Genomic DNA, 24,939 nt, shown 5'->3' with positions numbered 1-24,939 from the left:
CATGACAAAGCCTTCCTTTCATCCCGGACGCCCAGTTCATGCAAGTGACGCAGTCGATGAACTACTCGAGAACTGGCCGATTCCTGATGTAGCGCAAGATACCCGAAAGTTTGCTGGGCGCTCAACAGCTTACGGTACCCCTTTGGCTGATCTGTACCGTAAAGAGCAAGAAAAAAAAGACGTTGAAGAAGAGCCAGAAGAACCTGAATTTCCACCTTTGACGATGGCTGAGCTTGAAAAAATTCGTCAAGATGCTTTCGACGAAGGCTTAAAGCAAGGCCATGAGCAAGGTTACATTGATGGCTTTGAAAAAGGCGTGGGTGAAGGAAAAGAAGCGGGCTACAAAGAGGGTGTTGAGCTGGGTAAAGCACAAGGCCAAGAAGACATAAAACCGATTTTAGAAGAGCAACTGACTACGCTAAGAAGTTTGCTTGATAGCCTAACTCAGCCCTTATCAAAAGTGGATGAAAGTGCTGAAAAGCAACTTGTTCAACTGGCCGTTATGCTTAGCGAATCGCTTATTTATCAAGAAATAAAAACATCACCAGATGTTATTTTGCACGCACTTAAACACGCTATTGATGCACTAGCAGACGAGCAAACAAGAGTGCGTATTCATCTACACCCAGATGACATTGCGCTGATCACTGAAAGTTACGGTGAGCAAACTATTACAGATAATCACTGGCAATTAGTAGCAGAACCGACACTTGAACGCGGCGGCTGCGAAATAAAAACCCCGCAATCATCCATCGATATGACCGTAAAAACACGCGTCAAAGAAACATTGGAAAACTTCTTGCATAATAGTGGTATCTAACTCTTTTTAGGCTCACTATGAGTAGTCAATCAATGACCCTTAGCGACCGTTTAAAACGGTACGAAAAGCATATTAAAGTTTCTAAACCGGCCGTTGCGGGTATGTTGACGCGCGTAGTCGGTTTGACGCTTGAAGCAAGAGGTTTGAGAGCGCCAGTAGGCAGCCAATGTAAAATAGAAACTATCAATGGGTTTGTCGATGCTGAAGTGGTTGGTTTTAACGACCAAACGCTTTATTTGATGCCAAACGACCATATTTCTGGAGTACTCCCCGGTGCAAGAGTGATCCCACAAGTTAATGAAACGGGTTTACCTGTAGGGATGGGCTTATTAGGTCGGGTTGTTGACGGCTTAGGTCGACCGTTGGATGGGCTGGGTGCTGTTAATGCTGAGCACTACCTCAAGTTTGCGCAAAATACGATTAACCCCCTTTCAAGAAGACCAATTAGTCAGCCGATGGATGTGGGTGTTCGTGCGATAAACTCTGTGATTACGGTGGGTCAAGGCCAGCGTATGGGCTTGTTTGCAGGCTCTGGTGTTGGTAAGTCGGTGCTGCTAGGAATGATGACTCGTGGTTCAGAGGCTGACGTCATTGTTGTTGGTCTTGTGGGTGAGCGTGGCCGTGAGGTCAAAGAGTTTATTGAAGAAATACTAGGAGTAGAAGGGCGTAAACGTTCAGTGGTCGTTGCTGCTCCTGCTGATGCATCTCCCTTGATGCGTTTAAAAGGCTGCGAAAGTGCAGTAACCATTGCAGAATATTTTCGTGACCAAGGGCTTAATGTGCTGTTACTGCTCGACTCTGTAACCCGTTATGCTATGGCACAGCGTGAAATAGCGCTGGCAGTGGGTGAGCCACCGGCAACAAAAGGCTACCCACCCTCGGTGTTTGCTAAGTTACCAGCATTGGTAGAACGCGCGGGGAATGGCGGCGAAGGGCAAGGATCTATCACAGCCTTTTTTACGGTACTGAGTGAGGGGGATGATATGCAAGACCCTATTGCTGACTCGGCTCGAGCTATTCTTGATGGACATATTGTGCTCTCTCGAGAGCTTGCTGATAGCGGCCATTATCCCGCAATAGACATTGAAAAGTCGATCTCGCGGGTGATGCCGCAAGTGGTGTCAGAGGCGCATATGCAGCAAGCACGTGTGCTTAAACAGGTTTATTCAATGTATCAGCAGAATAAAGATATGATCACGCTTGGAGCATATCAAAAAGGCACTGACCCGATGCTCGATCAAGCCATTAATATGATGCCAAGAGTCAATCAATTCCTACAGCAAGGCATGAAAGATGTGATCAGTTATGATGATGGCCTTCAAGGCCTTGCGCAGTTATTAGGACAAGCATAATGGCAAACAGTAAACTTGATTTATTATTAAAGCTTGAAAACGACAAAGAAGAATCATTGCGCATGGATTACTTAAAAGCGCAGCAGCACTTGCAAAGTAATCAACAAAAACTGCAAGGTCTAAACAACTTTCGATTAGAGTACTCACAGCAATTGCACTTAAAAGGCCGTTCTGGTTTATCAAGCGCAGGGTTTAGTCAGTACCATTCGTTTATAGCAAAAATCGAAGAAGCCATTCGCCAACAAGCCAGTACTGTTAATACGGCAAAACAAGTTGTATCGCAAAGAAAAACACTGTGGCTAAAACAGCAAGTTAAAGCAAAAGCAGTCGCTAAATTAATTGAGAAACACGCGTTAAAACAGGCTGCGATAGTGGCTAAAAATGAACAAAAAATGTTGGACGAGTTTGCCTCTAATCAGTTCTTCCAGCGTCAACTGAAAAACCCAACCTTATAATCCTGATTTTTAGGCATGCAATTTGCAGCTATCTGCTTAACAGCGTTAATTTTGGCACTTGCGGCGGCAAATTGCCTCTTTATATTTAGGTGAATTATGGCGATCAGTGATATTAATTTGCAGGTTAAAACTGAGCACGATACTGGTTTTTTAAGCAAAGAATCAGAGGCAAATGATCACGCATCAGGCCTAAGCTTTTTAACTGAATTGTCTGAAGCAAGCGAAGCGGTACACTCTAAAACTGTCGCTAATAAACAGAGCGACAATAGTAACGTAATGCAAAGTGAGGCTGAACAAGCAGGCGGTGTCGTAGCAAATAATACAGACAGCAAACAGGTCTCTGATAAGCCGACGCATAATGATGAAGGCACAGACGTTGCCCTCATCGAAGGGGAAGACAACCCACTGCTCTCACAAATTAATGCATCACACGCAATGAGCACGCGTGTAAACGTGCTCGCAGACAAACATGAATTTAGTGGGATTGTGGTTGATAAAAAGCCCACCCCAATTGATGATATTACGCCTGTTATTCCTTCGCCTTTAAGTGCGTCTTTAGCAGATGATGATGCGTTGTCTGACAGCGAAAACTCAGTTGCCAATCTATTAACTAAGTCTAAAGTTGCTACCGCGATTGACAATCAATTGAAACCGATTGGCGAATTGCCACCGAAAGATTCAGTCACGCCAATTATTGATAGTCTGTCTGTACTCGATGACACTGAAAATGCGACAACAGTAAACACTGCCAAGCAGCCTCAAGTTATCACGGCAAATACTACTGAGCAAAATGCAGCGATGAAACAGGCCGCACAGGCTACAGAACTGTTGAGCAGTGTAAGTAATGATACGAAGGCCGCATCGTTAGGTTCAGTGGTGACTCCCAGTGGCGAAGTGCAAGAATCGCAAGTTGTAGATGCTAAGTTAGCACCGACTAACAATGCTGCTGAAAATGCGAAAAATATCGCTAGTAAGCCAGCGATAGATACTGACAATACCGTTACTAAAATGGCGGCGACAAATTCAGATGATAGCGTGATGAGTGAGAAAGCGGCAAACGAGTCAGTCACGAATCAATCAATTGTCAGTTTGTTGGCAAAAGTACAAAGTGGTGATGGTCAAGCGGTCAGTCAATTTGCCAAAGAATTGGCTTTAACGTCAACGCAGCAGGTAAAACTTGAGCAGCAAATTAATCAATTAAAGGCGGCAGGTGAGCTAAGCTCAAATGACGTTGATAAGATTAAAGCGCTACTTAGCGAAGCGATGAATACTCATAGCGAAAAAACACAGACACCGCAGCCGGCATTAGTCGCAGACGCAGCGAAAGCTGCACTAAGTAATGCTACAGAAAGCAAAGTGTCTGGCAGTAAAGTCCCTGACAGTAAAGTTCCGGCTGTAATAGAAAAACAAATTGCCACATTAACGAAAGATGAGCAGCAAGCATTGCTTAATAAAGTAAACGCACAGTTGCAATCTTTAAAACCAGGCACTCAACAATATGAAAAATTAGTGGCGGTGCAGACTCTTTTATCTGACGCGGTTACCCCCGTGAAAGCGGATGCTGTAACACCCACATTAACGGCGACAACAGAGTCTGACAGTAAAAGCCCTAAAGCTGAGCGCAGTGAGCAATTATCAGTGCTAAAAAATGCCAGCGCTGTAAACACAGACACTGAAACAACATCAAAGCTTGATACTTTACTCGACACTGAGCGCCCAAAAGAGGTGCCGACAGCACGAGTCGTGCAGCTTTTCAATCAATTGACGGCACCGCTTAATCCCTCTCAAACGGGGGCTTATGACGCGGCCTATCAACAATATGAACAAGCCTTAGATGTGCATAGTTTTCAAACACAGGCTCAACAGCAGCCACAAAGTAAAACAGTGAGCCTTGACCCTGGGGTGATGCAAGCAATTAATATTATAAAAAGTGATGCGGCAAAAATGCTCCAAGAGCGAGTCAGTGCCCTGTTAAATATTAATAACAAAGAAGCTGAAATACGTCTTGATCCGCCTGAAATGGGCAGCATGCAAATTCGTATCCGCAGTGATGCTGAGCAAGCACAAATTAACTTTGTTGTGCAAAATCAACAAGCCAAAGAAGCTTTAGAGCAATCGATGCCACGTCTGCGTGAAATGTTAGCGCAACAGGGGATTGAGCTAGGCGAAAGTAGTATTCAGCAAGGTAACCCTGAACAACAAGGCAGCCAGTCAGAGCAAGGGCAGCTTGCAGGGCATCATAATGACGAAGAGGTTCAGCAAGACGTCACGACGCAAAGCGTAGAAACTTCTCGACAACAATCGTCATCATCAATAGATTACTATGCATAAGTCCTGCTATTATAAGAAATAATACAGTTACAGAGAATGAGTTTGCTGTAACGCTTAAGGAAATGATTATGGCCGAAGACGCAAATTTAGAAATAGAAGATACCGGTAAAAGTAAAAAAAAGCTGATTATAATCATTGCTGCAGTTGTTGTGATTTTAGCCGCAGGTGCGGGGTATTTTTTATTTATGGGTGATGATGCCCGACAAGAAAGCCTTACTGATGAAACAACGGTTTCTGAAACGGCTGCTCCATCAAGCTCTGCGAAGGTCGGTTCGGCGTTATATGTCGCGATGCCGCGTCCTTTTGTTTTTAATGTGCCAGGTGCCAGTCGTGATCGAATTGTACAAATTAAAGTGCAGTTATTAGTACGCGGTGAAGTAAACGAAGAAACGGCAAAGAAACATATTCCACTTATCGAAAGTACTTTGTTAGGGGTGTTGTCTACGACCACAGCTGATGAACTTGGCACCAGTGAAGGTAAAGAGTCAGTGCGTGTGGCGGCACTAGAAAAAGTTCAAACTGCCTTAAATGATGTTGAAGGCAGTAAAGTGATTGAGCGGGTGTTGTTCACCGGCTTTGTGATGCAATAAGGGGTCAGCGTGAGCGATTTATTATCCCAAGACGAAATTGATGCGCTCTTACACGGCGTTGATGAAGTCGAAGAGGAAGATATTCACGACGGTGGTGATTCAGACGGTAATACACTTCAGTATGACTTCTCATCACAAGATCGTATTGTCCGTGGTCGCATGCCGACCTTGGAAATCGTGAATGAACGTTTTGCCCGTCATATGCGGATCAGCTTATTTAACATGATGCGCCGTACCGCAGAGGTATCAATAAACGGCGTACAAATGATTAAGTTTGGCGAGTACATCCATACCTTATTTGTACCAACAAGTTTAAACATGGTGCGTTTTCGTCCTTTAAAAGGCACTGGCCTGATCACCATGGAAGCACGCTTAGTGTTTATTTTGGTCGATAACTTTTTTGGTGGTGACGGGCGTTATCATGCAAAAATAGAAGGCCGTGAATTTACGCCAACAGAGCGTCGTATTGTGCAAATGCTACTCAAAATAATCTTTGAAGATTATAAAGAGGCATGGGCACCGGTTATGGATGTGTCGTTTGAGTACCTCGACTCTGAAGTTAACCCTGCGATGGCAAATATTGTTAGCCCAACAGAAGTGGTGGTTATTAGCTCGTTCCATATTGAACTTGATGGCGGTGGTGGTGATTTTCATATTGCCTTGCCGTATTCAATGCTTGAGCCAATTCGTGAATTACTTGATGCCGGTGTTCAATCAGATACTGAAGACACTGATTTGCGTTGGAGTAAAGCTCTCCGTGATGAAATTATGGATGTCGAAGTCGATTTATCAACTCAGTTATTAGAGGTTGATTTAACGCTTGCGCAAATTATGGAATTAAAAGCGGGTGATATTATTCCCGTTGAAATGCCTGAACACATTACGGTCTTTGTTGAAGAGCTGCCGACCTTTAGAGCTAAAATGGGCCGCTCTCGAGACAATGTGGCATTACAAATTAGCGAAAAAATTAAACGCCCTGAATCAGTTAAGTCTGAACTCCATGTGTTCACTAAAGGTGGCAAAAAACTGGATTCGGATGCAGAATTAGCAGAACTAGAAGAAGATCTTCACCTCTCTGAAGGTGTCGATTTAGACTGGTAGTCGATTTATAAGGTTAAATATAATGAGTGATGATCAAGATACAATGGACGAATGGGCAGCGGCATTAGCCGAGGCCGAGGAAGCCGAAAGTGCAACAAGTAATGCCTCAGTTGCTGAGCTTGACGAGCTGAAAGATGAGAAGCATGAACTCTCAGGTGATGAAAAGCGCAAACTTGACACCATTTTAGATATTCCAGTCACCATTTCGATGGAAGTTGGTCGTTCTAAAATCAATATTCGCAACTTATTACAATTAAACCAAGGCTCTGTTGTTGAGCTTGATCGTGTCGCTGGTGAGCCACTTGATGTGTTAGTTAATGGCACCTTGATTGCGCACGGCGAGGTGGTGGTTGTTAATGACAAGTTTGGTATTCGTCTTACAGATGTGATTAGCCAAGTTGAGCGAATTAAAAAGTTACGATGAGCGCATTTATAGCTTTATCTAGTGCCAGTAGCACTGTTTTTCCTACAGCATCACCTACGGCAGATTTGCTGTCTATGGTGATGTCTTTGCTTTTAGTGTTAGTGGTTATTGTGGTATTGGCGTTTTTTGTCAAGAAGCTCAACCCTAATTTAGCAAACAGTGAAGAGTTTAAAGTTGTTCGCAGTTTACCGCTTGGCTCGCGTGAACGCTTGATGGTTATTGAAATTGATAATGCTCAGCATTTAATAGGTGTTACGCCGCACAGTATTAACTACTTGCATAAGCTAGAAACTCCCTTAAAAGAAAAAGAATTACCGGAACTTGCCAAGCGCTTTGGCAAGTTGTTGAACCCACAATCACCCCCTAATAAAAAGAATTAACGCTATGATCAAGTGGATACTTATTTTAGCTACCGTGTTATTCCTGCCATCTGTTAATGCAGAAGGCATCGATGCACTCACTATCACGACCAACCCCGATGGCTCGCAAGACTACTCGGTAACTTTGCAAGTACTTGCAATAATGACTGCGCTGAGCTTTATTCCTGCGGCAGTGATTATGATGACTTCATTTACGCGTATTATTGTAGTGCTGGCAATTTTGCGCCAAGCAATCGGTTTACAACAAACTCCTTCGAATCAAATATTGCTTGGTATATCATTGTTTTTAAGTATCTTTATTATGGCGCCAATTTACCAGCAAGTGAATGAGCGTGCGATAGAGCCATACCTAAATGAACAAGTCACCTCAGTGCAAGCGTTAGAATTGGCAAAAGAACCAATGAAAGCCTTTATGCTTTCGCAAGTGCGTCTTAAAGATTTAGAAACATTTGCAAAAATAGCGGGTTACGATAAGTTGGATTCCCCTGAAGACACGCCTTTAATCGTGCTGATCCCCGCATTTGTGACCAGTGAGCTACAAACCGCTTTTATCATAGGTTTTATGTTCTTTATTCCATTTTTGATTGTCGATCTCGTGGTTGCGTCGGTCTTGATGGCCATGGGTATGATGATGTTATCGCCGATGATCGTCTCCTTACCATTTAAAATTATGTTGTTCGTACTGGTTGACGGGTGGAGCTTAGTAATGGGGACGCTTGCGAAGAGCTTTGGGCTTGGTGTGTAGCAATGCGTAACATAGCGTGTAACAGTTAGGAGTCATACGATGGAACCGGAAATTTTTGTCGATATTCTCAGCGACGCTTTATTTTTAGTGATCAAGCTGGTGTCAGCGATTGTTGTGCCTGGCTTGCTGGTGGGGCTTGTCGTTGCGGTGTTTCAAGCTGCAACATCAATTAACGAGCAAACACTCAGTTTCTTGCCTCGTCTACTCATTACAATCAGTGCGCTTATATTGGGTGGTCATTGGTTCACTCAAGAACTCATGGATTATTTTACGCGGCTTGTTATGTCGATTCCGGAGATTGCGGGGTAAATGGAGTTTCCATTTGCGGTCATCTTACAGTGGCTCAGTGACTTTTTACTGCCATTTGTACGCATTAGCTCCATGATTATGATCATGGCAGGCTTAGGTGCGAAGAATGTGCCAACACGCATTAAGCTGGGTTTAGCGGTCGTAGTGACCTTTGTGGCTGTGCCTATGCTGCCGCAGAGCACGTTTACAAACCTGTTTTCGTTTGAAATGGTACTGGTTGTTATCCAACAATTATTGATTGGTGTGGCAATTGGCTTTGCTTCGGTATTATTGCTGAATACTTTTGTACTTGCTGGTCAAATATTGGCGATGCAAACAGGCTTAGGTTTTGCCTCTGTTGTTGATCCCTCGAATGGCTTGAGTGTACCCGCGGTGGGCCAGTTTTACCTGATTCTAGCCACGTTACTATTTTTTGTCTTTAATGGGCATTTGATGATGATTCAAATGGTCATACACAGTTTTGAAGTCTTGCCTATTGATGGTACTTGGTGGTCGGTTGACCACTACTGGGATATCGTTACATGGGGTGGGTGGATGTTTACCACCGCGTTAGTCCTGGCTCTTGCCCCATTGACAGCGATGCTTGTGATCAATATGTCATTTGGGGTCATGACGCGTGCTGCTCCGCAATTAAACATTTTTTCGATAGGCTTCCCTTTTACTCTTGTCGCAGGGCTTGTGATTATTTGGGCTACGTTAGGCAATTTTATGACTCAGTTTGAGTTTCAGTGGTTAAAAATGGTTGAGTTAATGTGCAGCCTTGTTGGCTGTACACCTTAGGAGCGCGCCATGGCTGAAGATTCAGGTCAAGAGAAAACCGAAGAACCCACCGGGAAAAAAATAGAAGACGCCAAGAAAAAAGGCCAAGTTGCCCGCTCTAAAGAGTTGGGAACGATGTTCGTATTAATTTTTTCGGCTATTTCATTGCTGTTGTATGGCCCTGAAATTGGCAAGGGCTTATATAATGTGATGGGACGATTATTAAGCCTTAATCGTAATGAAACTTACGACACCACCAAAATGTTTTCAGTGTGGAGCATTGTCTCTGATGCCTTGTTGTTCCCGATGGCGATGTTTGTTCTCATTATTGTAATAGCGGCATTTATCGGTAACACGTTACTGGGCGGCTTTAACTTTAGTTGGCAAGCTGCAGCGCCTAAAGCCAGCAAAATGTCACCGGCTAAAGGGATTAAACGTATGCTTGGTCCCCAAGCAGGCGTTGAGCTGGTTAAGTCGATATTGAAGTTTGCGGTGGTTGCAGGCTTTGCAGTATTTTTAATTAATACCTTTTTTGATGAAATATTACATCTAAGTATTGAAAGTGCGCCGGGGAATTTCATTCATGCCCTTGAGATTCTAGCTTGGATGTTTTTAGGCCTGACTTGCACGCTAATTATTATTGCAGCGATAGATGCGCCTTATCAAAGCCACAAGCATCACAAAGAGCTTAAAATGACCTTGCAAGAGGTAAAAGACGAATATAAGAACTCAGAGGGTGATCCACAAATTAAAGCCCGTATTCGTCGTACTCAGCGTGAAATGTCGCAAAGGCGTATGATGCAAGACGTGCCAGATGCCGATGTTATCGTGACCAACCCGACTCACTATTCGGTTGCCCTAAAGTACGATACCGCCAAAGCAGGTGCGCCAATTGTACTTGCTAAAGGGGTCGATGAGCTTGCTATGCAAATTCGTAAAGTGGGTAAGGGTAACGATGTGCCTATTGTTGAATCACCCATGCTTACCCGTGCGCTTTATCACACCACCGAGGTGGGCCAGCAAATACCTGATCAACTGTTTACCGCAGTAGCGCAAGTGCTTGCCTATGTATTTCAATTAAAACGCTTCCAAAAAGGGCGTGGTAAACGTCCTGTTCCACTTAATAAAAAGCTCCCTATCCCAGAGGCTTATAAATATTAATTAGCCGTTTAATAACTTGGAATAGTTATTGCAAATTCCGTGTAGTGTCAATTTTTTGAAATTGTTGAATTATGGAATTTAAAGCGGTATTACAACAACTTAATAAAGATAAAAAAGAGTATGCGAAGGGGCTTGGAACACCATTACTGGTGCTTGCAGCCCTTGGCATGGTTATTTTACCTCTGCCTCCTTTTCTTTTAGATATTCTTTTTTCGTTTAATATCGCGCTTGCGCTGGTGGTGTTACTCGTTACGGTTTACACCATGAAGCCCCTTGAGTTTGGTATGTTTCCGGCCGTGCTGCTAATAGCCACAATTATGCGTCTTGCATTGAATGTTGCCAGTACTCGGGTGGTACTCCTTGAAGGTCATAATGGCGGGGATGCTGCTGGTAAAGTAATTGAAGCGTTCGGCTCGGTGGTTATCGGCGGTAACTATGCCGTTGGTCTTGTTGTGTTCCTTATTCTCATTATTATCAACTTTGTGGTTATCACCAAAGGTGCAGGGCGTATTTCAGAGGTGTCAGCGCGTTTTACACTTGACGCTATGCCAGGTAAACAAATGGCGATTGATGCTGACTTAAACGCAGGTTTTATTAGTGCAGAGCAAGCTCGTGAACGCCGTGAAGAAGTAACGCGTGAAGCCGACTTTTATGGCTCAATGGACGGTGCCAGTAAATTCGTAAAAGGTGATGCTATTGCCGGTATTGTGATCCTTGTGATTAATATCGTGGGTGGTTTATTTGTCGGCATGATTCAACATGACTTAAGCTTCAGCCGTGCAATGGAAGTATATACTTTATTAACCATTGGTGATGGTCTCGTTGCGCAATTACCTTCATTACTTCTTTCAATTGGTACTGCGATTGTTGTAACGCGTCAAAATGAGTCGCATAACATGGGCGATCAGTTTAAGTCGCAGCTAGGCAATGAAAAGTCGTTATTTATCGCTTCAGGTATTTTGATCACCATGGGCCTCGTGCCAGGCATGCCTCATCTTGCATTTTTAAGCTTGGGCGCATTGTTAGGTTACCTTGCTTACTTTACCCAACAACAAAAAATTAAAGCAGAAGCAGAAAAAGCTGAATTGGAAGCAAATGGGGGTGTGCCAGGCACCGGTGTTGCTAACAAGCAAGAGCAAAAAGAATTGGGTTGGGACGATGTACAGCAAGTAGATGTGATTGGTTTAGAAGTCGGTTATCGCTTAATTCCACTGGTTGATCAGTCGCAAGGGGGAGAGCTACTTAACCGTATTAAAGGTGTGCGTAAGAAACTCTCGCAAGAACTCGGTTTCTTGGTACCGCCTGTGCATATCCGTGACAACTTAGAGTTAGACCCTAACGCCTACCGTATCACAATGATGGGTGTATCCAGTGGTGAAGGTGAGCTTAAGCATGGTGATGAACTTGCCATAAACCCAGGGCAAGTATTTGGCCCAATCAAAGGTGTTGAAACAAAAGATCCTGCTTTTGGACTCGATGCGGTATGGATTAAGCCAGACCAGAAAGATGAAGCCCAATCATTGGGTTACACCGTGGTTGATGGAGCTACTGTCGTGGCAACCCATATTAGTCAGCTATTAACAAACAGCGCAGCATTACTATTAGGTCATGAAGAAGTACAGAACCTACTTGATATGTTAGCGAAAAGTCATCCTCGTCTTGTCGAGGGACTGGTTCCTGACGTATTACCATTGACCACGGTTGTAAAAGTGCTGCAAAACTTACTTAACGAAGGGGTCGCAATTCGTGATATGCGTTCAATTGTTCAGACCCTTGTTGAATATGGCCCACGTAGCCAAGACCCAGATGTACTAACGGCTGCAGTGCGAATTTCACTGCGCAGATTGATTGTTCAAGATGCGGTTGGTATGTCATCTGAAATCCCTGTCATAACCTTGGCGCCTGAGTTGGAACAGATGTTGCATCAGTCACTTCAAAATGCAGGTGACGAAGGTGCCGGAATAGAGCCAGGACTTGCAGAGCGACTTCAGCAATCATTAAATGAAGCGCATCAAAACCAAGAAATGGCCGGTGAACCTTCGATATTACTAACGTCAGGAATGTTACGCACTGTGTTATCTCGTTTTGTTAAGTACACCATCCCAGGTTTAAGGGTAATGTCTTACCAAGAGGTACCAGACGAAAGACAGATTAAGATTGTCAGCTCAGTAGGCCAACAATAGGATAGTAAAGGGGTTGTACCATGAAAATTAAACGTTTTTTTGCTAAAGATATGCGCACCGCACTAAAAGAAGTGAAAGATGAATTAGGTGTTGATACGGTTATTATGTCTAACAAAAAGTTAGCGAATGGTGTTGAAATTGTCGCCGCTGTTGATTATGACAAAGCAGCCCCAAAAGCCGAAGCGAAACCGGTGCCTGCACACACAGCGCCACAACAGTCGCATAATTTCGTAAAACCAGAACCTATGCGCGCTAAACCTGAGCCACAAGCCCAAGTTGCAGACAGCCTACAAGCGTTACTAGAGCGTCAAGCCCCACGCCCTCGTTCGCCAGAGCTTGCTTCAATGTTTAATCATTCTGGTATTGAAACGAGTGAACATTATCAGCCAAAAACACACAGTTTTGCGCCGCAAGAGCAGCCGCAATATTCAGCAAAACCTCGCTATCAAGAGCAAGCAGCACCGCGAGTGCAAACACAAGCACATAGCCTAGGTTTTGATGATGATTTAGACACAGGCTTCGACGATTTAGATTCACCAGCAGAACACAAAACGGCCGCACCCGCAAACCACTCAGAAATGGCGACGATGCGTGAAGAAATGAATGCCATTCGTCAATTACTTGAACATCAAGTGTCTGGTTTGATGCAGCAAGACATGGCGCGTCGTGATCCGACCCGTGCTTGTATGATTGATCGCCTAGCCGGTATGGGCATTGAGCGTGATGTTGCGGAGCAAATGGCGTGTTTTATTCCTGATGACGTTTCGCGTCAACAAGCGTGGCAAGCCTTATTGCAAATGGTTGAAAACCAAATGCATACAACAAATAATGAAATTTTACGTCAAGGCGGTGTGTACGCTTTAGTGGGTCCTACGGGGGTGGGCAAAACCACCACCGTGGCGAAATTGGCAGCCCTTGGAGCACAAAAATATGGTGCAGATAAAGTCGCGCTTATTACAACAGACACTTACCGTATTGGTGCGTATGAGCAGCTAGCCACTTATGGCCGCATTATTGGCTGTGGTGTGAAACAAGTTAAAGACGCAAATGAATTAGCTGAAGTGTTATACCATTTACGCAATAAGCGTCTAGTATTAATAGACACTGCGGGTATGAGTCAACGCGACTTACGCTTAACTGAGCAACTTAATACATTAATGCGCAATCAGCGTGTCGACATTCGCAGTTATTTAGTGTTAAGTGCAACAGCGCAAATTAACGTGCTACAAGAAACCGTTCGCCACTTTAAAAAAGTGCAACTAAGTGGTTGTATCTTCACTAAGTTAGATGAATCACTTAGTTTAGGTGAGATTATTAGTATTGCGATTCAAAATCGCTTGCCAATAGGGTATCTTACTAATGGTCAGCGTGTTCCTGAAGATATTCGCGTTGCGAATGCAGAAAAACTAGTAAAAAAAGCTGAGCAATTATATTTAAAACGAGCAAAAGCACAACATTCACGACGTCAAGCAGTAGCGTCGAACACAGTAGGGATGTATGATTAACACAGTATTAGATCAAGCAAGCGGCCTGCGCAAAATGAATCAAAATAATAATAGTGGCGTTAAAGTTATCGCTGTCACTGGCGGCAAAGGTGGTGTGGGTAAAACGAATGTGTCACTCAATACCGCGATCGCATTAGGTCAGCTGGGAAATCGTGTATTAGTATTAGATGCCGATTTAGGGTTGGCAAATTGTGACGTAATGCTTGGTTTACGTGTCGAGAGAAACTTATCTCATGTTTTATCTGGTGAGTGTGAACTGGATGAAATTCTTGTCGAAGGCCCAGCAGGTATAAAAATTGTGCCAGCGACTTCGGGCTCGCAAAGTATGGTTGAGTTAACACCGTCAGAACATGCGGGGCTTATCCGCGCATTTAGCGAGCTAAATACTGAGTTTGATATTTTAATTGTCGATACCGCTGCGGGTATTTCAGACATGGTATTAAGCTTTTCGCGTGCAGCGCAAGATGTTGTTGTTGTTGTATGTGATGAACCTACCTCAATTACCGACGCTTACGCCCTAATTAAAGTGTTAAGTCGTGAGCATGGCGTTTACAAATTTAAAATAGTTGCCAATATGGTGCGCAGTATGCGTGAAGGGCAAGAATTATTTGCTAAACTCTCAAAAGTAACGGATCGATTCTTAGATGTGTCTATGGAACTTGTCGCAACCATTCCGTATGACGAGAATATGCGCAAATCGACCCGCCGCCAAAAAGTGATTGTGGAGTTATTTCCAAACTCACCAGCCGCTGTGGCATTTAAAACATTAGCAACGAAAGCAGTTAAGTGGCCAATTCCAAATCAACCGTCAGGTCATTTAGAATTTTTTATTGAAAAACTAGTAAACGGTTAACTATGACAACATCGGTGAATAAAGCGATGGGATATCAATCAGCACAGAATTTAAATGCGATTGTTGAAAAACATGCCTCTTTAGTCAAAAAAGTAGCGTGTCATCTAATTGCTCGTTTACCTGCCAGTGTGCAACTCGATGATTTGATTCAGTCAGGTATGATTGGCCTTATAGAAGCGTCGAAAAATTTTGATGCGAGTAAAGGGGCCAGTTTTGAAACATTTGCGGGTATTCGAATTCGAGGGGCTATGCTCGATGAAATCCGTCGAGGTGATTGGGCTCCCCGTTCAGTTCACCGTAATGCACGCCTTGTCGCTGAAACGATTTCGGATTTAGAGAGTATTTTAAACCGCGAGCCAAAAGACACAGAAGTTGCTGAAAAACTTGATATTACACTGGATGAGTACCATCATATTCTACATGATGTAAATTCCAGTAAGGTACTGGGTATAGAGGATTTAGGCGTTGATGAAGACGTCATCACACCTATGGGGCATGATTTAGCACTAGACAAACCGTTTAATAATGTTAAAAATGAACGGTTTAACCAGTCTCTATTGACGGCTATCCAATCGTTACCAGAAAGAGATGCACTCGTTTTGTCTTTGTATTACAACGATGAAATGAACTTAAAAGAAATAGGGCACATACTCGATGTTAGCGAATCGCGTGTGAGTCAAATACATGGTCAGGCGATGATTAAGCTCAAAGCAAAAATCAATGACTGGATTAATTAGTAGTAAGTAAATAAGGTTCAAACCTCACCGGAGGATGTTTTGGATAAAAACATGAAAATTCTTGTTGTTGATGATTTTTCTACAATGAGACGTATCATTAAAAACCTGTTAAGGGATTTAGGTTTTACCAATGTGCAGGAAGCTGATGATGGTTCAACAGCATTGCCGATGTTGCAAAATCAAGAGTTTGATTTTGTTGTAACAGATTGGAATATGCCTGGAATGCAAGGTATTGATCTATTACGCGCAATTCGTGCTGATGATAGCCTTAAACATATCCCCGTGTTAATGGTGACAGCTGAAGCGAAAAAAGAACAAATTGTTGCTGCTGCTCAAGCGGGTGTTAATGGCTATATCGTCAAACCATTCACTGCTGCGACACTGAAAACCAAATTGGAAAAAGTGTTTGAACGTTTAGGTTAATCTAAGGGGAGAGGCTTATGTCAGCACTTGCTGCGCCTCAAATAAGTTTAGAGCAAGCTCGTCAACTTGTTGAGTATCTTGAAAATGGTGAACAAGAGAAAGCTGATAAGCTGATACTTGAAACAGCATCAAAAGAACAATCAGAGTTGTTTGCTGAAGTCGGTAAATTGACACGACAACTTCATGAAGCACTAAAAAACTTCGATCTTGATACTCGACTCACAGATTTAACAACAGAAGCAATCCCAGATGCAAAGCAGCGCTTGAATTATGTTATGGAAATGACTGAAAGCGCGGCCAATAAAACGATGGATGCCGTGGAAGCGAGTTTGCCTATAGCACAACAGCTCGCTGATGAAATTGCCACGATTAAACCAACGTGGGATCGTTTAATGAATCGAGAAATTGAACTCGGTGAATTTAAAACGTTATGCCACAGCTTAGATAAGTTCATGAATAACTCGCACACCAAAACAGATGAGTTACAAGGCTTGATGACCAACGTGCTAATGGCGCAAGATTATCAAGACTTGACGGGGCAGGTAATACGCCGTGTTATCGAATTAGTGCGCGAAGTAGAAGACAGTTTAATCAATCTCTTAACTGTATTCGGCAGTCAAGACGATGGTCAAATAAAACAAGAAAAACAGGCCATAGACAAAGCACCTGCACAAAGCGATACGCTGGCAGGTCCAGAAGGGCCAATTATTGATAAAGAGTCACGCGATGATGTTGTTTCAGGACAAGATGAAGTTGATGACCTATTATCAAGTCTGGGCTTCTAAGAGGAGAGTAGCTGCATGAGCTTTGAAGTCGATGAAGATATTTTACAGGATTTCCTTGTTGAAGCAGGGGAAATTTTAGAGCTTTTGTCGGAGCAATTGGTCGAGCTTGAAAATAATCCAGATGATAAAGACTTACTAAACGCTATTTTTAGAGGCTTTCACACCGTAAAAGGTGGCGCAGGCTTTTTAAGCATGACTGAGCTTGTTGATGCGTGTCATGGTGCTGAAAATGTGTTTGATTTGTTGCGCCAAGGCGTGCGCAGTGTAACTCCAGAACTTATGGATGTTATTTTACAAGCCCTCGATACAATCAATGAAATGTTCGCGACAATTCAAAATCGTGAACAACCAGAGCCAGCAGATCAAGCCCTCTTAGACGTCCTACATAAATTAAGTCAACCACCAACAGCAGAAGAGCTCGCTGGTGAAGACACAACCGTAACAGACGAAGTAGCAGAAGAAGTCACTGTTGAGCCTGAACCGGTTGTTGATACACCCGAAGTTACTGCTGATGTCTCTAGTAATATTGATGACGACGATCCGTTTGCATTTGATATGTTATTTGATGGGGGATTGGGTGATACCCAAGCTCAACCACAAAACATAGATGAAATTACTGAAGATGAATTCGAAAGCTTGCTCGATGAGTTGCACGGTAAAGGCCAAGGGCCTGCATCAATCACATCAGACACCATGAGCAGTGACAGCGATGATATTACCGATGATGAGTTTGACAGCTTATTAGATGAGCTTCACGGCGTTGGCAGTTTTGGTGAAGTAAAAGCCGACAAAATTACCAGCCAAGCTCCCGCTGAGCCAAGCGCTGTGGTCGAGCAAAGCACCCCTGCAGTCAGTAATGAAGGCTCTGATGATGAAATTAGTGATGATGAGTTTGAAGCATTACTTGATGAATTACATGGCAAAGGCAGTGCGCCGCAATCATTAGAGACAGATAAGCCGCAAACGCCAGAAACAACCAAAGTTGAGCCAACAAAACCTGCGGCCCCAGTGGCTGCAAAGGTTGAGCCTGCTAAATCTGCGCCACAACCTGCAACGAGTAAGCCTGCGCCAACTGAAAAAGCGCCCGAGAAACAGGCTGCTGCTGCGGCGAAAAAAGCGCCGCCTCCCCAAGCTGAAACAACCGTGCGTGTTGACACCAAACGGTTAGACCAAATTATGAACATGGTTGGTGAGTTGGTGTTGGTGCGCAATCGCTTAGTGAGCCTTGCAAATAACACCAACAGTGAGGCGATGGGGAAAGCCATTTCGAACCTAGATGTCGTCACGGCAGACTTGCAGGGTGCGGTAATGAAAACCCGCATGCAGCCAATTAAGAAAGTATTTGGTCGTTTCCCGCGTGTTGTTCGTGATTTAGCACGCAGCTTGAAAAAAGATATCAACTTGCTATTGGTCGGTGAAGAAACCGACTTAGATAAAAACTTAGTTGAAGCCCTCGCTGATCCACTTGTTCACTTAGTGCGTAACTCTGTTGACCATGGTATAGAGATGCCTGCGGTGCGCGAAGCGGCCGGTAAGCCTCGTACAGGGACAGTTACGCTTTCAGCATCGCAAGAAGGCGATCATATCCTGCTCACCATTCGTGATGATGGTGCAGGTATGGATCCTGAGAAGCTGAAAAAAATAGCAATAAACAAAGGGGTTATCGATCACGACCAAGCGAGTCGTTTATCGGACACTGAAGCGTATAATTTAATATTTGCACCAGGTTTTTCAACCAAAGAGGAAATCTCAGATATTTCAGGTCGTGGTGTGGGTATGGATGTGGTGAAAACCAAAATCACCCAACTAAATGGCTCTGTGAACATTCAATCTGAGCTAGGTGTTGGAACCATACTTGAGATCAAAGTACCTTTAACACTGGCAATCTTGCCGACTCTGATGGTTATTGTGGGTGAGCAAACTTTTGCTTTACCACTGGCTGGGGTGAGTGAAATTTTCCATCTTGATTTAACAAAGACCAACGTTGTCGATGGGCAACTGACAATTATTGTCCGTAAAAAAGCGATTCCATTATTTTATTTACAACATTGGTTAGTGAAAGGAGCCAATCGCCAAGAGCGTAAAGCAGAAGGTCATGTGGTTATCGTACAGATTGGTACTAAGCAAGTGGGCTTTGTCGTTGACTCGTTAATTGGTCAAGAAGAGGTGGTGATAAAACCTCTCGATGCTTTACTGCAAGGTACACCAGGTATGGCAGGCGCAACAATCACTTCTGATGGTGGCATTGCACTGATTTTAGATGTACCAAGTATGCTAAAACATTACGTTGGCTAATAATAGTTAGGCTCAATAATTTTAAAGTGCAGCTAATATGCTGCACTTTATGGCATAAATAACAAGAGAGTGCTAATGGCAGTCAAAGTATTAGTTGTTGATGATTCAAGCTTTTTTCGTCGCAGAGTAAGCGAAATATTAGAGCAAGACAGCGACATTCAGGTAATAGGGTTTGCTGTAAATGGCCGCGAAGCAGTTGATAAAGCGCGTGAGCTAAAACCAGACGTTATTACAATGGATGTTGAAATGCCGGTACTTGACGGCATTAGTGCTGTTAAAGAAATTATGGCAGCAACGCCTACGCCAATATTAATGTTTTCTTCGTTAACCCGAGATGGTGCAACAGCCACGCTAGATGCACTGGACGCGGGGGCGCTTGATTTCTTGCCTAAAAAGTTTGAAGACATTGCAAGAAACAATGAAGAAGCGATTGCCTTACTACAAAATAAAGTAAAGGAAATAGGGCGTCGCCGTATTTCTCGTTTTACACGTCCTTTGACTTCACCTCGTCCGGCGTCCCCGACACCTGCAACTAGCACGCGAAGCGGCGGCATTGTTCAGCCAGATCGTAGTTTTAGCCGTTCAACTCCCGCAGCGCCTTCGCCGTCGAGTAATGTTAGAGCGTCAGGGAAACAGTACCAAGTTGTTGCAATTGGCACCTCGACAGGTGGCCCCGTTGCGCTGCAAACAATATTAACGCAACTACCTGCTAATTTTCCGCACCCCATATTACTTATTCAACATATGCCGGCTGCATTCACGCCAGCGTTTGCTGCACGTTTAAATGGCCTGTGTAAAATCAATGTGAAAGAAGCACAGCAGGGTGACAGACTGATGCCTGGCACTGCGTATTTAGCACCGGGTGGTCAGCAAATGCTGATAGAGGGACGTGGCTCTGCACGCACACTGCGTGTGTTTGAAGATGACAGTCCGCGTATTACCTATAAACCCAGTGTCGATGTGACATTTGCCAGTGCTGCAAAAGCATTTGGTGGTGATGTATTAGCGGTGGTGCTGACTGGTATGGGGGCTGATGGTCGTGATGGTGCTCGCATGCTGAAGCAAGTGGGAGCCACTATTTGGGCACAAGATGAAAAAACCAGTGTGGTTTATGGTATGCCACAGGCTGTCGCTAATGCGGGTTTAGCCAGTGAAAACCTAGCTCTTAATGATGTTGCTACACGCTTAATACGTGAGACTGGCTGTGGATAAGCTGTCTTTTCTTGGATTAATCATTGCTATTTGTGCCATAACCTTCGGCTACGCGCTTGAGGGAGGGGTTGTTAGTGCTTTGTTCAATGGTCCTGCCTTAATTATTGTACTTGGCGGAACTTTAGGTGCGGTCATGCTGCAAACACCAGGCAGTGTGTTTACTAAAACGCTGAAAATTAGTCACTGGGTGTTTTTTCCGCCTTACCATGACGTGGACGCCGCGATTGAGCAGGTGAAGCGGTGGTCACAAAAAGCGCGTCAAGAAGGGTATTTAGTTTTAGAGTCTGAAGCGCTTGCGCACCCAGACCCCTATGCTGCGAAAGGTTTAAGCTTGCTTGTTGATGGCGCCGGCGAAAATAAGCTCAGAGATACGCTAGAGATTGATTTAATGCTTGAACGCGAACGTCTGTTAGAAGTCAGTCGCGTGTATGAAGCAATGGGCGGCTATAGCCCCACAATTGGCATATTAGGGGCCGTGCTTGGCCTTATTCAGGCAATGCAATTTATTACTGACCCAGAAAAGTTAGGCGCAGGCGTTGCAACGGCGTTTATTGCGACGATTTACGGCGTCGGTTTAGCTAATTTATTGTTCCTGCCAATGGCAAATAAGCTAAAACAACAGATTGAACAAAAAATGCTGTATCACGAATTACTTGCTGAAGGCATTATTGCGATTGCTCAAGGCGAGAGCCCACTCAATATTGAACTTAAACTTGAGGCGTACCGTGTTGAACGTCCAAGCTTAGTCAGTGAGTAAGTTTTTATGATGCGCCGTCGTATGCGTCATACCACTCAAAAAAGCCAGCACACAGAGCGCTGGTTAGTCTCTTATGCGGACTACATGACTATCATGTTCGCTTTTTTTGTTGTTATGTACGCTATCGCTATTAGCAAGAATGAAGATTTTCAAGTTTTGTCTGATTCGCTTGAGCAGGTGTTTGAAAAGTCAGCTCGCAAACAGGAGCAGGCAGGTACAGGCGTCAATGGGACGGGTATTTTAACTGACCGTGTGACCCCTGAAAACGACATTTTGTACGGTGAAAGTATACGTAAAGATGAGCAAGGCCCCGAGTTACTCGACGGTCAAAGTGAAACCAGCAATATAGATAAAAAGCACTTAGGTAAACCCCTTGATAGCTTGCTTACCAAGTTACAATCGGCATTAATCGATGAAATTCGGGATGGTGAGGCTAGTTTAGAGCTTCATCAAGATTGGCTTATCATAGAATTGAGCTCAGGCATGTTATTTTCATCGGGTAGCGCAGTTGCACAACAACGAGCAAAGGAAGTGGTTGCTCTAGTTAAAGAGATTATTGCCCCTGTTGATAACTATATTCGCGTTAGAGGCTACACGGATAATGAAGGTATCCGTAATGAAATGTTTCGTTCTAACTGGGAGTTATCTGTTGCACGTGCCACGTCTATACTTGTTGAGCTTGAAAGTTTAGGAATTAACCCTGCACGAATGGCAATTGAAGGGTATGGCCAGTATTCACCGTTTGCCAGTAATGATACAGCACAAGGTCGAGCCGAAAATCGTAAAGTCGTGGTGGCATTATCTAAATACGGTTTACCGCCAGAGCCAAAGCAAAATAATGATCAACCAATGGATGTCGCACCTGAAGAGCCTGCTGAAATTGAGTTGCCAAGCAATGATAACACCATTAAAGTGATTCAATTACCCCATGGTGGGATTCGAATTACCACGCGCAATGAACAATAATAAGGTGTGATGTGAAAATTTGGACAGTAGCGAATCAAAAAGGTGGAGTAGGGAAGACAACAACAGCTGTTAGTCTTGCTGGTATTCTAGCATTACAAGGAAAGCGCGTTTTACTCATAGACACCGATCCGCATGCGTCACTTACTTATTATTTTGGCATTGATTCAGAAGAGCTGGAAGTCAGTGTTTATGATATTTTTGCCCGCGGCAATAGTATGGCAAGTGAAGAAATTTTACAGGCGCTGTGCCCTTCAACGCTTGAAAACCTTGATATAATGCCCGCGACCATGGCCATAGCAACGCTTGATAGAAGCATGGGCAACAAAAATGGCATGGGCCTTATTTTAAAAAAAGCACTGGCTAAAATTAGTGAGCATTATGACTACGCTATCATTGACTGCCCGCCAGTCCTTGGGGTGCTAATGGTTAATGCATTAGCTGCCAGTGAGCGAATTTTGGTTCCTGTGCAAACTGAATTCTTGGCATTGAAAGGGCTTGATAGAATGATGCGTACTATGGAGTTAATGCAAACTTCACAGTCGAAAAAATACCAATATACAATTATCCCTACTATGTACGACAAGCGGACTAAAGCATCACTTGAAGCCTATAAAACGTTGCAGGATAATTACAAAGACAATGTTTGGTCTGGTGTAGTGCCGGTGGATACAAAATTTAGAGATGCGAGTTTGGCACAACAAGTGCCGATTCAATTTTGCCCGCGTTCACGCGGGGTTTTTGCATATCGTGCGTTACTTGATTTCTTAATTGCACAAGGTTAACGATGAGTAAGCATTTATTTGCCAATGAAAAAGTGATGACCCAATACTTGGGTGCCTTGCTGTGCGAAGATGAACCTGCTGAACAAAATCTAGAGCCTGTTGCAAAATTACTGGAGCAAGTAAAACAACCAAAAGTAGACATTGCTCCGCCAGAAGCGGCACCTGAACCCGAAATACCCCTAGTTGAACCGACTAAAGAGCTTGAGAAAACCGAGAACCAAGCTAATATCAAAGATATAGTCGAGAAGTCTAGCAATGACATTGCAGCTAAAACGTCATCTGAACGTCAAGAAGACTATTTTGATGGTGAGTTTCAGGCTTTATTTTTTGAGGTGGCAGGGTTAACCCTTGCAGTGCCGTTAAAAGCATTAGGCGGTATCCATCAGCTTGCAGAGGTAAACCAATTATTTGGTAAGCCTAAGTGGTTTAAAGGGGTCATGCTTAACCGCGATGAAAAACTGAATGTGGTAGACACCGCTCGCTGGGTTATGCCTGAAAAGTATAATGAAAAGCTAGAACAATCACTAGATTATCAGTATTTAATCACCTTAGGTGATAGCCAATGGGGATTGTTGGCTGAAAAGCTCGTAAATAATATTACGCTTCGCAAAGAAGATGTAAAATGGCGAGCAAAATCAGGTAAGCGGCCTTGGCTTGCTGGGGTTATCAAAGAAAAAATGTGTGCCTTGATTGATGTTGAAAATTTATATCAATTGCTAGAGCAAGGCTTAGACAGCCGTGAGCAGTAACTATTATTACGGAGTAATAGCATGAGTGAAGAAAGACTACTGTCAGCGAATAAAAATGCTGATAGCAACGATGAAGTGTTACAGTGGGTAACCTTTAAACTTGAAGCAGAAACGTACGGCATTAACGTAATGCAAGTACAAGAAGTACTTCGCTATACCGAAATTGCTCCTGTACCAGGTGCGCCTTCTTATGTACTGGGCATTATTAACTTGCGTGGTAATGTTGTTACGGTTATCGATACGCGTGCACGTTTTGGCTTAATGGGTGCAGAAGTAACAGACAATTCGCGCATTGTTATTATTGAAGCCGAAAAACAAGTTATTGGTATTTTAGTCGACAGTGTGGCTGAAGTTGTTTATTTACGCAGCTCTGAAATCGACAGCGCGCCAAATATTGGCACAGAAGAGAGCGCTAAGTTTATCCAAGGCGTTTCAAACCGTGATGGTGAGTTATTGATCTTGGTTGATCTGAATAAGCTATTAAATGACGATGAGTGGGACGAGCTGAGCGCACTATAAAGCGTTTGGAAATTATATGCTGTTATACTCCTTGTTTGGTGCCTCAATCCTACTTGTATTAGTGTGTTTGGGGCTTATTTTTGTTAATAACAATAAACAATCCGCGGCTATTCAAACAAAGCAAAAACAACTGCAAGAAACTCAACAACAACTGAGTATTCTGCGTAGTGAAGTGGCTGAAATTCGCGCAGGAATGCTAAGTATTGGCAAACGTGTTGTCGCAGTGGAAGAAAAAAGCCAAGAGCTTGAGCAACTGCAAGACGCACAAAAATATGATGATCCTAATGCGAAAATCTATTCGCGCGCGGTCAAAATGGTTGAACTGGGTGCTGATCTCGAAGAGATTATTCACGAATGTGAACTACCCAGAGCTGAAGCTGAGTTACTTATGTCGCTTCATAAACAAAAAGGTGCTTAAGAGCACCTTTTTGCCAACTTGCACTAATGCTTAATCATTTTGAGGGATTAAACCTGTCGCTAGCTGCGTTAAAAATGTCTGATTTACGACTGCATGGGTACAGGAGGTAGGGCAGGAGCAATTGCCGAAAACAACTAAATAACGACATTTTTGCCTTGCCATCGACACCATTTTTTACCTGATATAGATTATACCAATCCGCAAAAATACTTAATCATTTTGAGTGATCAAACCAGTCGCTACCTGCGTTAAAAATTTCTGATTTAGAACAACTAAATAACTAAATTTTTGCCTTGTTATCAACGCGGTTTTATTGCCTCAAAATAGA

The 24,939-nt window shown here is 43.6% G+C and carries 26 protein-coding genes; all 26 read left to right on the top strand.

What is annotated here, in order from left to right; genetic code table 11:
* Position 1 precedes the first annotated feature (1 nt).
* The 26 genes from fliH (at position 2) to JIG41_RS00460 (ending at position 24,611) form a co-directional block, all read left to right on the top strand.
* Positions 2-820 carry a flagellar assembly protein FliH gene (gene fliH, locus JIG41_RS00585; protein ID WP_075593867.1) on the top strand — a complete coding sequence of 273 codons (819 nt, stop codon included), beginning with the start codon at positions 2-4 and terminating at the stop codon, positions 818-820.
* A gap of 17 nt (positions 821-837) precedes the next feature.
* Positions 838-2,172, top strand: a complete 1,335-nt coding sequence (fliI, locus tag JIG41_RS00580) for a flagellar protein export ATPase FliI (RefSeq protein WP_075593868.1) — start codon at positions 838-840, stop codon at positions 2,170-2,172.
* Complete coding sequence (gene fliJ, locus JIG41_RS00575) at positions 2,172-2,627, top strand: flagellar export protein FliJ (protein WP_036970129.1); 456 nt, start codon at positions 2,172-2,174, stop codon at positions 2,625-2,627. Before fliI ends, fliJ begins: the two co-directional genes overlap by 1 nt.
* Before the next feature lie 96 nt (positions 2,628-2,723).
* Positions 2,724-4,958, top strand: coding sequence for a flagellar hook-length control protein FliK (locus tag JIG41_RS00570; RefSeq protein WP_199524102.1), 2,235 nt, complete (start codon positions 2,724-2,726; stop codon positions 4,956-4,958).
* 68 nt (positions 4,959-5,026) lie between these two features.
* Positions 5,027-5,548, top strand: a complete 522-nt coding sequence (gene fliL / locus JIG41_RS00565; RefSeq protein ID WP_199524101.1) for a flagellar basal body-associated protein FliL — start codon at positions 5,027-5,029, stop codon at positions 5,546-5,548.
* Between the two features lie 9 nt (positions 5,549-5,557).
* Positions 5,558-6,649 carry a flagellar motor switch protein FliM gene (gene fliM / locus JIG41_RS00560; RefSeq protein WP_036970123.1) on the top strand — a complete coding sequence of 364 codons (1,092 nt, stop codon included), beginning with the start codon at positions 5,558-5,560 and terminating at the stop codon, positions 6,647-6,649.
* Between the two features lie 22 nt (positions 6,650-6,671).
* Positions 6,672-7,073, top strand: coding sequence for a flagellar motor switch protein FliN (fliN, locus tag JIG41_RS00555; protein ID WP_036970120.1), 402 nt, complete (start codon positions 6,672-6,674; stop codon positions 7,071-7,073).
* Positions 7,070-7,453, top strand: a complete 384-nt coding sequence (fliO, locus tag JIG41_RS00550) for a flagellar biosynthetic protein FliO (RefSeq protein WP_036970117.1) — start codon at positions 7,070-7,072, stop codon at positions 7,451-7,453. The genes fliN and fliO overlap by 4 nt, the downstream gene beginning before the upstream one ends.
* Before the next feature lie 4 nt (positions 7,454-7,457).
* Positions 7,458-8,198 (top strand): flagellar type III secretion system pore protein FliP, encoded by a 741-nt coding sequence (gene fliP, locus JIG41_RS00545; RefSeq protein WP_199524100.1) that lies wholly within the window; start codon positions 7,458-7,460, stop codon positions 8,196-8,198.
* Positions 8,199-8,237: 39 nt separating this feature from the next.
* Positions 8,238-8,507: a flagellar biosynthesis protein FliQ gene (fliQ, locus tag JIG41_RS00540; RefSeq protein WP_036970111.1), complete on the top strand. Its 270-nt coding sequence runs from the start codon at positions 8,238-8,240 to the stop codon at positions 8,505-8,507.
* Positions 8,508-9,287, top strand: coding sequence for a flagellar biosynthetic protein FliR (gene fliR, locus JIG41_RS00535; protein WP_065978751.1), 780 nt, complete (start codon positions 8,508-8,510; stop codon positions 9,285-9,287).
* Positions 9,288-9,296: 9 nt separating this feature from the next.
* Positions 9,297-10,427 (top strand): flagellar biosynthesis protein FlhB, encoded by a 1,131-nt coding sequence (gene flhB, locus JIG41_RS00530; protein WP_036970105.1) that lies wholly within the window; start codon positions 9,297-9,299, stop codon positions 10,425-10,427.
* 71 nt (positions 10,428-10,498) lie between these two features.
* Positions 10,499-12,610, top strand: a complete 2,112-nt coding sequence (gene flhA / locus JIG41_RS00525) for a flagellar biosynthesis protein FlhA (RefSeq protein ID WP_199524099.1) — start codon at positions 10,499-10,501, stop codon at positions 12,608-12,610.
* A gap of 20 nt (positions 12,611-12,630) precedes the next feature.
* A complete protein-coding gene (flhF, locus tag JIG41_RS00520; protein ID WP_199524098.1) occupies positions 12,631-14,115 on the top strand; it encodes a flagellar biosynthesis protein FlhF in 1,485 nt (494 codons plus the stop codon).
* Positions 14,108-14,968, top strand: coding sequence for a MinD/ParA family protein (locus tag JIG41_RS00515; protein ID WP_036970099.1), 861 nt, complete (start codon positions 14,108-14,110; stop codon positions 14,966-14,968). Before flhF ends, JIG41_RS00515 begins: the two co-directional genes overlap by 8 nt.
* Before the next feature lie 26 nt (positions 14,969-14,994).
* Complete coding sequence (locus JIG41_RS00510) at positions 14,995-15,705, top strand: RNA polymerase sigma factor FliA (protein ID WP_036971668.1); 711 nt, start codon at positions 14,995-14,997, stop codon at positions 15,703-15,705.
* Between the two features lie 39 nt (positions 15,706-15,744).
* Positions 15,745-16,128 carry a chemotaxis response regulator CheY gene (cheY, locus tag JIG41_RS00505; protein ID WP_016708035.1) on the top strand — a complete coding sequence of 128 codons (384 nt, stop codon included), beginning with the start codon at positions 15,745-15,747 and terminating at the stop codon, positions 16,126-16,128.
* A gap of 17 nt (positions 16,129-16,145) precedes the next feature.
* On the top strand, positions 16,146-16,913 hold the full coding sequence (locus JIG41_RS00500) for a protein phosphatase CheZ (RefSeq protein WP_036970081.1): 768 nt from the start codon (positions 16,146-16,148) through the stop codon (positions 16,911-16,913).
* A 15-nt stretch (positions 16,914-16,928) separates the two neighbouring features.
* Positions 16,929-19,208 (top strand): chemotaxis protein CheA, encoded by a 2,280-nt coding sequence (locus JIG41_RS00495; RefSeq protein ID WP_036970079.1) that lies wholly within the window; start codon positions 16,929-16,931, stop codon positions 19,206-19,208.
* A 75-nt stretch (positions 19,209-19,283) separates the two neighbouring features.
* Positions 19,284-20,420, top strand: coding sequence for a chemotaxis response regulator protein-glutamate methylesterase (locus tag JIG41_RS00490; protein ID WP_118844095.1), 1,137 nt, complete (start codon positions 19,284-19,286; stop codon positions 20,418-20,420).
* Positions 20,413-21,177, top strand: a complete 765-nt coding sequence (locus JIG41_RS00485; RefSeq protein WP_199524097.1) for a flagellar motor protein — start codon at positions 20,413-20,415, stop codon at positions 21,175-21,177. The genes JIG41_RS00490 and JIG41_RS00485 overlap by 8 nt, the downstream gene beginning before the upstream one ends.
* A 6-nt stretch (positions 21,178-21,183) precedes the next feature.
* Positions 21,184-22,143, top strand: coding sequence for a flagellar motor protein MotB (locus JIG41_RS00480; protein WP_199524096.1), 960 nt, complete (start codon positions 21,184-21,186; stop codon positions 22,141-22,143).
* Between the two features lie 11 nt (positions 22,144-22,154).
* Entirely contained in the window at positions 22,155-22,925 is a 771-nt protein-coding gene (locus JIG41_RS00475; protein WP_199524095.1) for a ParA family protein, read from the top strand.
* A 2-nt stretch (positions 22,926-22,927) separates the two neighbouring features.
* Positions 22,928-23,674 carry a chemotaxis protein CheW gene (locus tag JIG41_RS00470; protein WP_036970068.1) on the top strand — a complete coding sequence of 249 codons (747 nt, stop codon included), beginning with the start codon at positions 22,928-22,930 and terminating at the stop codon, positions 23,672-23,674.
* A 21-nt stretch (positions 23,675-23,695) separates the two neighbouring features.
* Positions 23,696-24,193, top strand: coding sequence for a chemotaxis protein CheW (locus tag JIG41_RS00465; RefSeq protein WP_036970065.1), 498 nt, complete (start codon positions 23,696-23,698; stop codon positions 24,191-24,193).
* Between the two features lie 16 nt (positions 24,194-24,209).
* Positions 24,210-24,611 carry a DUF2802 domain-containing protein gene (locus JIG41_RS00460; RefSeq protein WP_199524094.1) on the top strand — a complete coding sequence of 134 codons (402 nt, stop codon included), beginning with the start codon at positions 24,210-24,212 and terminating at the stop codon, positions 24,609-24,611.
* The last annotated feature ends 328 nt before the right edge of the window (positions 24,612-24,939 follow it).

It is taken from the genome of Pseudoalteromonas sp. bablab_jr011, assembly GCF_016464045.1.
In the GTDB taxonomy this organism is placed as follows: Bacteria; Pseudomonadota; Gammaproteobacteria; order Enterobacterales; family Alteromonadaceae; genus Pseudoalteromonas; species Pseudoalteromonas lipolytica.
Note: the sequence above shows the minus strand (reverse complement) of the source record. Positions and strands in the feature narration are given on the sequence as shown.

Excerpts from the sequence above, each read along its gene's own strand:
- fliH (WP_075593867.1), top strand. The coding sequence starts at position 2 with ATGACAAAGCCTTCCTTTCATCCCGGACGCCCAGTTCATGCAAGTGAC.
- fliI (WP_075593868.1), top strand. The coding sequence starts at position 838 with ATGAGTAGTCAATCAATGACCCTTAGCGACCGTTTAAAACGGTACGAA.
- fliJ (WP_036970129.1), top strand. The coding sequence starts at position 2,172 with ATGGCAAACAGTAAACTTGATTTATTATTAAAGCTTGAAAACGACAAA.
- JIG41_RS00570 (WP_199524102.1), top strand. The coding sequence starts at position 2,724 with ATGGCGATCAGTGATATTAATTTGCAGGTTAAAACTGAGCACGATACT.
- fliL (WP_199524101.1), top strand. The coding sequence starts at position 5,027 with ATGGCCGAAGACGCAAATTTAGAAATAGAAGATACCGGTAAAAGTAAA.
- fliN (WP_036970120.1), top strand. The coding sequence starts at position 6,672 with ATGAGTGATGATCAAGATACAATGGACGAATGGGCAGCGGCATTAGCC.
- fliO (WP_036970117.1), top strand. The coding sequence starts at position 7,070 with ATGAGCGCATTTATAGCTTTATCTAGTGCCAGTAGCACTGTTTTTCCT.
- fliP (WP_199524100.1), top strand. The coding sequence starts at position 7,458 with ATGATCAAGTGGATACTTATTTTAGCTACCGTGTTATTCCTGCCATCT.
- fliQ (WP_036970111.1), top strand. The coding sequence starts at position 8,238 with ATGGAACCGGAAATTTTTGTCGATATTCTCAGCGACGCTTTATTTTTA.
- fliR (WP_065978751.1), top strand. The coding sequence starts at position 8,508 with ATGGAGTTTCCATTTGCGGTCATCTTACAGTGGCTCAGTGACTTTTTA.
- flhB (WP_036970105.1), top strand. The coding sequence starts at position 9,297 with ATGGCTGAAGATTCAGGTCAAGAGAAAACCGAAGAACCCACCGGGAAA.
- flhA (WP_199524099.1), top strand. The coding sequence starts at position 10,499 with ATGGAATTTAAAGCGGTATTACAACAACTTAATAAAGATAAAAAAGAG.
- flhF (WP_199524098.1), top strand. The coding sequence starts at position 12,631 with ATGAAAATTAAACGTTTTTTTGCTAAAGATATGCGCACCGCACTAAAA.
- JIG41_RS00515 (WP_036970099.1), top strand. The coding sequence starts at position 14,108 with ATGATTAACACAGTATTAGATCAAGCAAGCGGCCTGCGCAAAATGAAT.
- JIG41_RS00510 (WP_036971668.1), top strand. The coding sequence starts at position 14,995 with ATGGGATATCAATCAGCACAGAATTTAAATGCGATTGTTGAAAAACAT.
- JIG41_RS00500 (WP_036970081.1), top strand. The coding sequence starts at position 16,146 with ATGTCAGCACTTGCTGCGCCTCAAATAAGTTTAGAGCAAGCTCGTCAA.
- JIG41_RS00495 (WP_036970079.1), top strand. The coding sequence starts at position 16,929 with ATGAGCTTTGAAGTCGATGAAGATATTTTACAGGATTTCCTTGTTGAA.
- JIG41_RS00490 (WP_118844095.1), top strand. The coding sequence starts at position 19,284 with ATGGCAGTCAAAGTATTAGTTGTTGATGATTCAAGCTTTTTTCGTCGC.
- JIG41_RS00480 (WP_199524096.1), top strand. The coding sequence starts at position 21,184 with ATGATGCGCCGTCGTATGCGTCATACCACTCAAAAAAGCCAGCACACA.
- JIG41_RS00470 (WP_036970068.1), top strand. The coding sequence starts at position 22,928 with ATGAGTAAGCATTTATTTGCCAATGAAAAAGTGATGACCCAATACTTG.
- JIG41_RS00465 (WP_036970065.1), top strand. The coding sequence starts at position 23,696 with ATGAGTGAAGAAAGACTACTGTCAGCGAATAAAAATGCTGATAGCAAC.
- JIG41_RS00460 (WP_199524094.1), top strand. The coding sequence starts at position 24,210 with ATGCTGTTATACTCCTTGTTTGGTGCCTCAATCCTACTTGTATTAGTG.